The sequence below is a fragment of the Pseudomonas sp. genome, assembly GCF_049590575.1.
GTDB lineage: Bacteria > Pseudomonadota > Gammaproteobacteria > Pseudomonadales > Pseudomonadaceae > Aquipseudomonas.
The window spans coordinates 1-6,600 of record NZ_JBAWDE010000416.1; the positions used below are offsets into that span (position 1 = coordinate 1).

Sequence of the window (6,600 nt, forward strand, 5' to 3'; positions counted from 1 at the left end):
CGCGACCACCAGCGCACCCACGCCAGCGCCGCAGCCGATGTCGACGGCGCGCTTGACCGGCTCGAAGCGCTGTTGCAGATGGGCCTCGATCAGCTGCGCAAAGCGGTAACTGTCCGGGCCGAAAAACACCGCGTCCGGCTGCGTCGTGGGGTAAGCCGAATGGGCAAACAACAGCTCATCCAGATTCGACCAGCGCACCGCACTGCGCCACAGCGCGTCGTGTTTTTCAATCACATCGGCTTGCTGCAACTCCTCGCGAAACGCCTCCGGCAACAGCTCGTTGTCAAACGGCAACGACCAACCGAACACATCGCGCAGGTTGGTAGCCAGCGGCGATGCCAGGCGTTGATAGACGCGATCATGGGTCAAGGGCGTCGGGGTGATGAACCGGTAGCCGTTCTCCTTCAACCCGCGGCCCAGGTTGAGCAAGGCGCGATCAGCCAGTTGTTGTGCAGACATGGGCAGGTTCCTTAGCGCAAACGCGCGCGCAGCTGGATAAAACGGCGGGTGGCGTACAGGCCGGCCGGCGTGCAGTGGCGGCGTGCCGACAGCCAGGGGATCAGCGCGTCGATCTGCCTTTCATCGGGCAGCTGCCACAGCGACTCGACCAGCGCCTGGGTGTCCGGGTCGGCGGGGCGATGCTGCTCCTGCGAAAAGCGGCTGCCGCGCCCCGGCCGCACCGGCGGTACACGCTGGTCGCTGACCCAGTCGCCGGCGATCCAGTCGTGCAGCAGGCGTTTTTCATAACCGCTGAACACGCCGAACATCGCCGCCCCGGCGCCCTCGATCAATTGCCAGAAACGACTCTCGGCCGGGTCCTGGTTGCGTTTGATCCAGCCCTTGTCCTCCATCGCCTGCAGAAACGCGCCGATCTGCCCCGGCTCGGCCAGCCACTGGTTGACGGTCTTGCCCTCGAAGCGGCAGTAGTCCGAATGCATGTGCTGGCCGTAGGCGCGCTTGCGTTCGAGCATCGCGACCACTTCATCCTGCAGGTTGAAGGCATTGATCACAGCCGTGGTGCCGGGCCCCAGATCATTCAGGCGATAGCCCTCGGCGACGCGGCGGTAGAAGTCCGCCCTGCCCTCGCCCAGCGGCAACAGGTCCAGCACCGACTGCGCGGCCTTGCAGGCATGGCCGCTGCTGGCGTTGTCGATGGTCACGTGGAGGGTGAAGTAATACGGGTCGATGCCCAGTTCGCTCAGCTCATAGGAGGTGATCAACAGGTGCAGCGGCAGTTGCTCGTAACCGAGGTTGTAGCCGATCACTTCCGGCAGGAATTCCTCGGCGCACAGGCCTAAGGCCATTTGCAAGGCGCCTTGCAGGTAGTGCACGTCTTCGAGGCCGGCGTCGCTGTTGGCATCATGCTCGTTGAGCAACTTGCGGTAGATCACTACATGGTTTTGCGCCGCTTCACCATCGCCCAGTTCTTCGAGGTAAGTGGTGAGCAGGCCATCAAAGCGTGGGTCCTGCCAGTAGCGCAGCAGGCCGTAGAGCCAGGCGCCATCGACCTGCTTGGTCGGCGCCACGCGTTGCAGCACATACAGGGCGTGGGCCTTGTTCTGGAAGTAGCGCCGTGGCTGGCCTTGCTGGCGTTGCTCAAGGTATTCGGCATAGGCCTGGGCCACCTCGGCGCAGCGCTGTTCGACCCAGGCGTGCAACTGCTCGGGCTCCTGCGGCAACTCGCTGGGTGCTTCGCGCACCTGGGCCAGTTGCGCCTGCAAAAACTCGCGCGCAATCGCGTCGGCGCCACGGGTTTCGCCATACAGCTGTTGATACAACCGCTGGTAGCGGCCCGACTGGGTGATAGAGGCCGGTTGGCCCGACAGCGCTTTTAGCAGCGTCATGATGGCAGTGTCCGCAAAGTCCGATACAAGCGGGCTTCCCCACAAGGAAGCCCCCAAGAGCGCTCACAATCTCGCGCTTCTAACAGTGCAGAGCATCGGCGGTTGCGGAAAATTCAATCGAGGTTATCCAGGGGCGGATCGGCGGTTGTCAGTAACCCACGCCGCGCACACCGCCCGACGCACGGATTGATTCGCCGGTAACCCAATGCGCCGCCTCGCCGGCCAGGAATACCGCCAGTGGCGCGATGTCTTCGGGCTCGCCGAAGCGTCCCAGCGGCGTGCCGGCGATCAGCGACTGGCCAAACTCGCCGGCGAAGTTGCCATCGGTGGCCGGCGTGTTGGTGTGGCCCGGCAGGATCGAATTGACACGAATCCCGCGTGGCCCCAACTCGCGCGCCAGGGCGAAGGTCAGCGTATCCACCGCGCCCTTGGTGGCCGAGTAGACGCTGGAGGCCAGGTAGGGGTCAGTGCTGAGGATCGAGCTGATATTGACAATGCTGCCACCCTGCCCCAGCAGCTTGACTGCCTCGCGGACCGCCAGCAGGTAACCCAGCACGTTGAGGTTGAATTGCTGGTGGAAGGCGTCTTCGGTCAGGTCTTCGATCATCTGGAACACGGCCTTGCCCGCATTGTTGACCAGGATATCGAGGCGGCCGTATTCGCTGCGCACCGTATCGAACAGGCGCACCACATCGGCGGCCTGGCTCATGTCGGCCTGCACGCTGAGCGCGCTGCCGCCCTGGGCCTGGATATGCGCAACCAACGCGTCGGCGTCGGGTTTGCTGCTGGCATAGTTGACCACCACCGTAGCGCCTGCTGTTGCCAGGGCCTTGGCGATGCCTGCGCCGATGCCTTTGGAGGCGCCGGTCACCACTGCGATTTTTCCGTTGAGTGTCATAGCTGTTTTCCTGAGTAGAGTGATAGAGCTGACCTTCAGTATTCGGGCAACACCTGACGCAGCGTTTGCCGGTTTCTCTCCCATGCTTGCCTATTCTTCTCACTTGGCTTGCGTTGCGTTGCGGCACGGGTCATGGTCGACGCCATGAATAACGACCTGGATGAACTGCGCCGCCTGGTGATGCGCGCAGGCAATACGTGGACTGACACCGGCCTGCCGCGCGTGGCCATGGTGCGCGCCGAAGCCTGCGCCGATCAGGTCTACCCGCCGATGCTGCACCTGGTTTTGCAGGGTTCTAAAACCCTGTCGATGGGCGATCAGGTCGCAACCTGTGGGCCGGCCAGCTATTTCGTGGTGCCCGTGGAGGTGCCCGCTACCGGCCAGGTGCATCCGAGCGCGCCAGACCTGCCCTACCTGGCGATCAGCCTGACCCTCGACCCTGTCGTCATCGCGACCGTGCTGGCCGATGAAATCAAGCCTGGCGAAGGCCGCGGCACTCTGCACTTCTCGCCCGTGCAGGCACCGGCCGAATTGCTGGATGCCTGGCTGCGCATGCTGCGGCTGATGGACCGGCCCACCGAAGCCGCGGTGCTGGCGCCGCTGGTCGAGCGCGAGATTGTGTTTCGCCTCCTGCAAGGCCCACTGCGCGATACCCTGGTGCAGATGGCGCGCCCGGACGGGCGTCTGGCGCAGATCCGCCGCGCCACCGAATGGATTCGCGCGCACTACACCGAGCCCTTTCGGGTCGAACCGCTGGCGGCGATGAGCGACATGAGCGTCGCGGCGTTCTATCGCCATTTCAAGGCGATCACCGCGATGACGCCGATCCAGTACCAGAAACGCCTGCGCCTGCTGCGGGCGCGCTGGCTGCTGCTGTTCGACAGCCTGGATGCGACGTCCATCGCCTTCACGGTGGGCTATGAAAGCGCCTCCCAGTTCAGTCGCGAATACGCACGACTGTTTGGCCTGCCGCCGGGGCGCGATGCGGCGCGGTTCAAGGTGCCGGTCAATAGTCCGTGACGGTGGTGCCGCCAATCGACTCGGCAAATTGCACTCCAAAGAGATGGGCTGGGGTTTCAAAACCCTCGCTGCGCTCCCCGCTCAATACCCGGCGTGCCGCTTCCACTGCGACCAGTGGCGTGTAGGTGTAGCCATTCACGGTTTCGATCACTGAACGCACGACCTTGCCATCAATGCCGGTGACTTCGGCCACGGCGCGTGCGCGATGGGCGTCGCGTTGTTCAGCCGTGGGGCCGTCGGGCAACAGGCTGAGGTCGCCTTCGGGGAAGGCCGCGCCGCTGATGTGCACGAACATCGCGATATTCGCGATCGCCGTGGAATGCCAGGCGGTTACCAGGTCGCCGAAAGACAGCGGCGCACAGAGCACCGGGCCGGCGCCGAAATCGAGGGGCTGCGGCTGTGCGTCCGGGGTGGCGACCAGTTGACCGTCGACCCGGGCCAATACGCCGGCGCCGATGATCGCGCCGACGCTTTTTGCCGAACCGCGGGACATGGCGCCCGGCACCTGCAGGGCAATACGCAGCGATTGCGGGTGTTGCACGCGGCTGGCGACGTGCATCGCCAGGCAGTCGCTGGGCACCACGTCCCAGCCGACGCCGGGCAACAACATCACGCCGGCGGCAGCGGCCTCGCTACTGAGCTGCTCGGCCAGGCGGTAAACGTTGATCTCGGCGGTGATGTCCAGGTAGTCGACCCCGGCCTTGATGCAGGCGTGCATCAGTGGGCCCGCCGTTTGCGCGAAAGGCCCGGCAACGTTGAGCAGCACGTCGATACCGTCCAGCGCATTGGCGAATGGCGCGTCGGTGGTGAAGACGCGATACGGCACGTCGAGTTGCTTGGCGAGTACCGCCAGTTGTTCGGGATTGCGCCCGGCAATCACCAGGGGCAGGCCCTGGGTCTTGGCGTGTTCAGCGGCCATGCGCCCGGTGTAGCCGGTGGCGCCGTAGATCATCAGCGTTTTCATGAGGTTGACTTCCAATCAGATGATGTAGCCGCCCGCGACCTCGAGGGTCTGGGCATTGATCCAAGTGCTTTCTTCCGACAGCAACAGGGCGATCACCCGTGCCACATCTTCTGGTTCGCCTACGCGGCCGAGGGCGGTCTGCGCAGCCAGCAGCGCTTCGAACTCATCGTTCAAGCCGCCGCCCAGTTCGGTACGAATCGCGCCGGGGGACACGGCGTTGGCGCGGATGCGGCGCTCGCCGAATTCCTTGGCCATGTAGCGGGTGAGTACGTCAAGGCCGCCCTTGAATGCGGCATACGGCGCCACGCCGGCCGTGGCGACACGGGTGGTGGCGCTGGTGAGGTTGACGATGCTCGCGTGTTCGGCGAACACCGGCAGCAACGCTTGGGTCAGGAAAAACGGGCCCTTGAGGTGCACGTTGAACAGGCCGTCGAACTGCGCTTCGCTGACCGAGGCCAGGGGTTCGAACAGGCCGTAACCGGCGTTATTGACCAGGCCATTCAGCGCGCTGACGCCAAAGGTGGTCTGCAACGTCTGCACCACGCTTGCCCGAAACTGCTCGAACTGGCTGACGTCCGCCACATCCAGCGCCAATGCCACGGCCTTGCCGCCTGCCGCTGCGATACGCGCCACCACGGCCTGCGCGGCCTCTGGATGGCGGTTGTACGTGAGGATCACGCCCATGCCCTGCCGGGCGCACAGTTCGGCGGTGCTGGCGCCGATGCCGCGGCTGCCTCCGGTGATGACGACTACGTTCATGTGCTGCTCCACTGCGGTTCGGATGAGCCCCCACAGTAGCCCTGCCCTTGCGCACCGACGTGGCGGTTCCTGCTCCAAACCTGCCTGTTTGTGCTTTTTGCTTGCAACGCCGCCGCCGGCGCGAGCAGGATGCCGGTCATGAAAACCCAACTGAACGAACTGCGTACCTTGACCGCCAAGGCCGGCAACCGCCGCACCGAGACCGGCATCCCGCGCGTGGCCATGGTCCAGGGCGAGATCCCCGAGCACCTGCTGGCGGCGGTGTATGACCCGATGATCAACCTGATCCTGCAGGGCAGCAAATCCCTGACCGTGGGCGATCGCACGCTGCACTACGACCCGGCGACGTATTTTGTGATGTCGATCGAACTGCCGGCGGTCGGCAAGGTGCACCCGGCACCCAGCGGCGAACCTTACCTGGCGGTGAGCCTGACCCTCGACCCGACGGTGCTGGCCAGCCTGCTGGGCGACCTGCCCGCGCCGGGTCGGCGGGCGGATCAGGACGCCGGGTTTTCAGTGGCGGCGGTTACGCCGGAGTTGATGGACGCCTGGGTGCGCCTGCTGCGCCTGATGGGCAACCCCGAGGCAATCGCCGCGCTGGCACCGGCCTACGAGCGCGAGATCCTTTACCGCGTGCTGCAAGGCCCCCACGGCTGGATGCTGCGCGAGATTGCCGCGCCGGACACGGCCATGGCGCGGGTCAGCCTGGCGATCCAGTGGATTCGTCGGGACTTTGCCGAGCCGATCAGGGTGGAGGCGCTGGCGTCGAGGGCGGCGATGAGTGTTTCGGCGTTTCACCGGCATTTCAAGGCGGTGACCAACCTGAGCCCGTTGCAGTACCAGAAGCGCGTGCGACTGATGCAGGCCCGCTCGTTGATGCTGGCCAATGCCAGCAGCGTGACCACGGCGGCGTTTGAGGTGGGTTATGAGAGCCCGACGCAGTTCAGCCGCGATTATGCGCGGGTGTTCGGCCTGCCGCCGGCGCGGGATGCGGCGCGGATTTTGGCGCAGACCAAAGGGCTGGCGGGATAAAAATGTGAGAGGGGGCTTGCCCCCGATGGCGGTGGCTCAGTCGCTACATCTGTTGACTGGCACACCGCTATCGGGGGCAAGCC

6 protein-coding genes and 1 pseudogene are annotated in these 6,600 nt (G+C 65.0%); 2 read left to right on the forward strand and 5 right to left on the reverse strand.

Annotated elements, in window-relative coordinates:
- The 3 genes and pseudogenes from WBR57_RS29205 to WBR57_RS29215 form a co-directional block, all read right to left on the reverse strand.
- Positions 1 to 459, reverse strand: a pseudogene (locus WBR57_RS29205) (SAM-dependent methyltransferase); the annotation flags it as partial.
- Positions 460 to 470: 11 nt separating this feature from the next.
- Positions 471 to 1,844: an iron-containing redox enzyme family protein gene (locus WBR57_RS29210; RefSeq protein WP_424088892.1), complete on the reverse strand. Its 1,374-nt coding sequence runs from the start codon at positions 1,842 to 1,844 to the stop codon at positions 471 to 473.
- Positions 1,845 to 1,992: 148 nt separating this feature from the next.
- Positions 1,993 to 2,742: an SDR family NAD(P)-dependent oxidoreductase gene (locus WBR57_RS29215; protein WP_424088894.1), complete on the reverse strand. Its 750-nt coding sequence runs from the start codon at positions 2,740 to 2,742 to the stop codon at positions 1,993 to 1,995.
- A gap of 144 nt (positions 2,743 to 2,886) precedes the next feature.
- Between WBR57_RS29215 and WBR57_RS29220 the strand changes: the two genes are divergently transcribed.
- Positions 2,887 to 3,762 carry an AraC family transcriptional regulator N-terminal domain-containing protein gene (locus WBR57_RS29220; protein ID WP_424088896.1) on the forward strand — a complete coding sequence of 292 codons (876 nt, stop codon included), beginning with the start codon at positions 2,887 to 2,889 and terminating at the stop codon, positions 3,760 to 3,762.
- Here WBR57_RS29220 and WBR57_RS29225 read toward each other — a convergent pair.
- Positions 3,749 to 4,726 (reverse strand): saccharopine dehydrogenase family protein, encoded by a 978-nt coding sequence (locus WBR57_RS29225; protein ID WP_424088898.1) that lies wholly within the window; start codon positions 4,724 to 4,726, stop codon positions 3,749 to 3,751. The two genes, WBR57_RS29220 and WBR57_RS29225, sit on opposite strands and share 14 nt — an antisense overlap.
- 15 nt (positions 4,727 to 4,741) lie before the next feature.
- Positions 4,742 to 5,485, reverse strand: coding sequence for an SDR family NAD(P)-dependent oxidoreductase (locus WBR57_RS29230; RefSeq protein ID WP_424088900.1), 744 nt, complete (start codon positions 5,483 to 5,485; stop codon positions 4,742 to 4,744).
- A gap of 138 nt (positions 5,486 to 5,623) precedes the next feature.
- On the opposite strand from WBR57_RS29230, the gene WBR57_RS29235 reads away from it, so the two are divergent.
- Entirely contained in the window at positions 5,624 to 6,517 is an 894-nt protein-coding gene (locus tag WBR57_RS29235; RefSeq protein ID WP_424088902.1) for an AraC family transcriptional regulator N-terminal domain-containing protein, read from the forward strand.
- Positions 6,518 to 6,600: the final 83 nt, after the last annotated feature.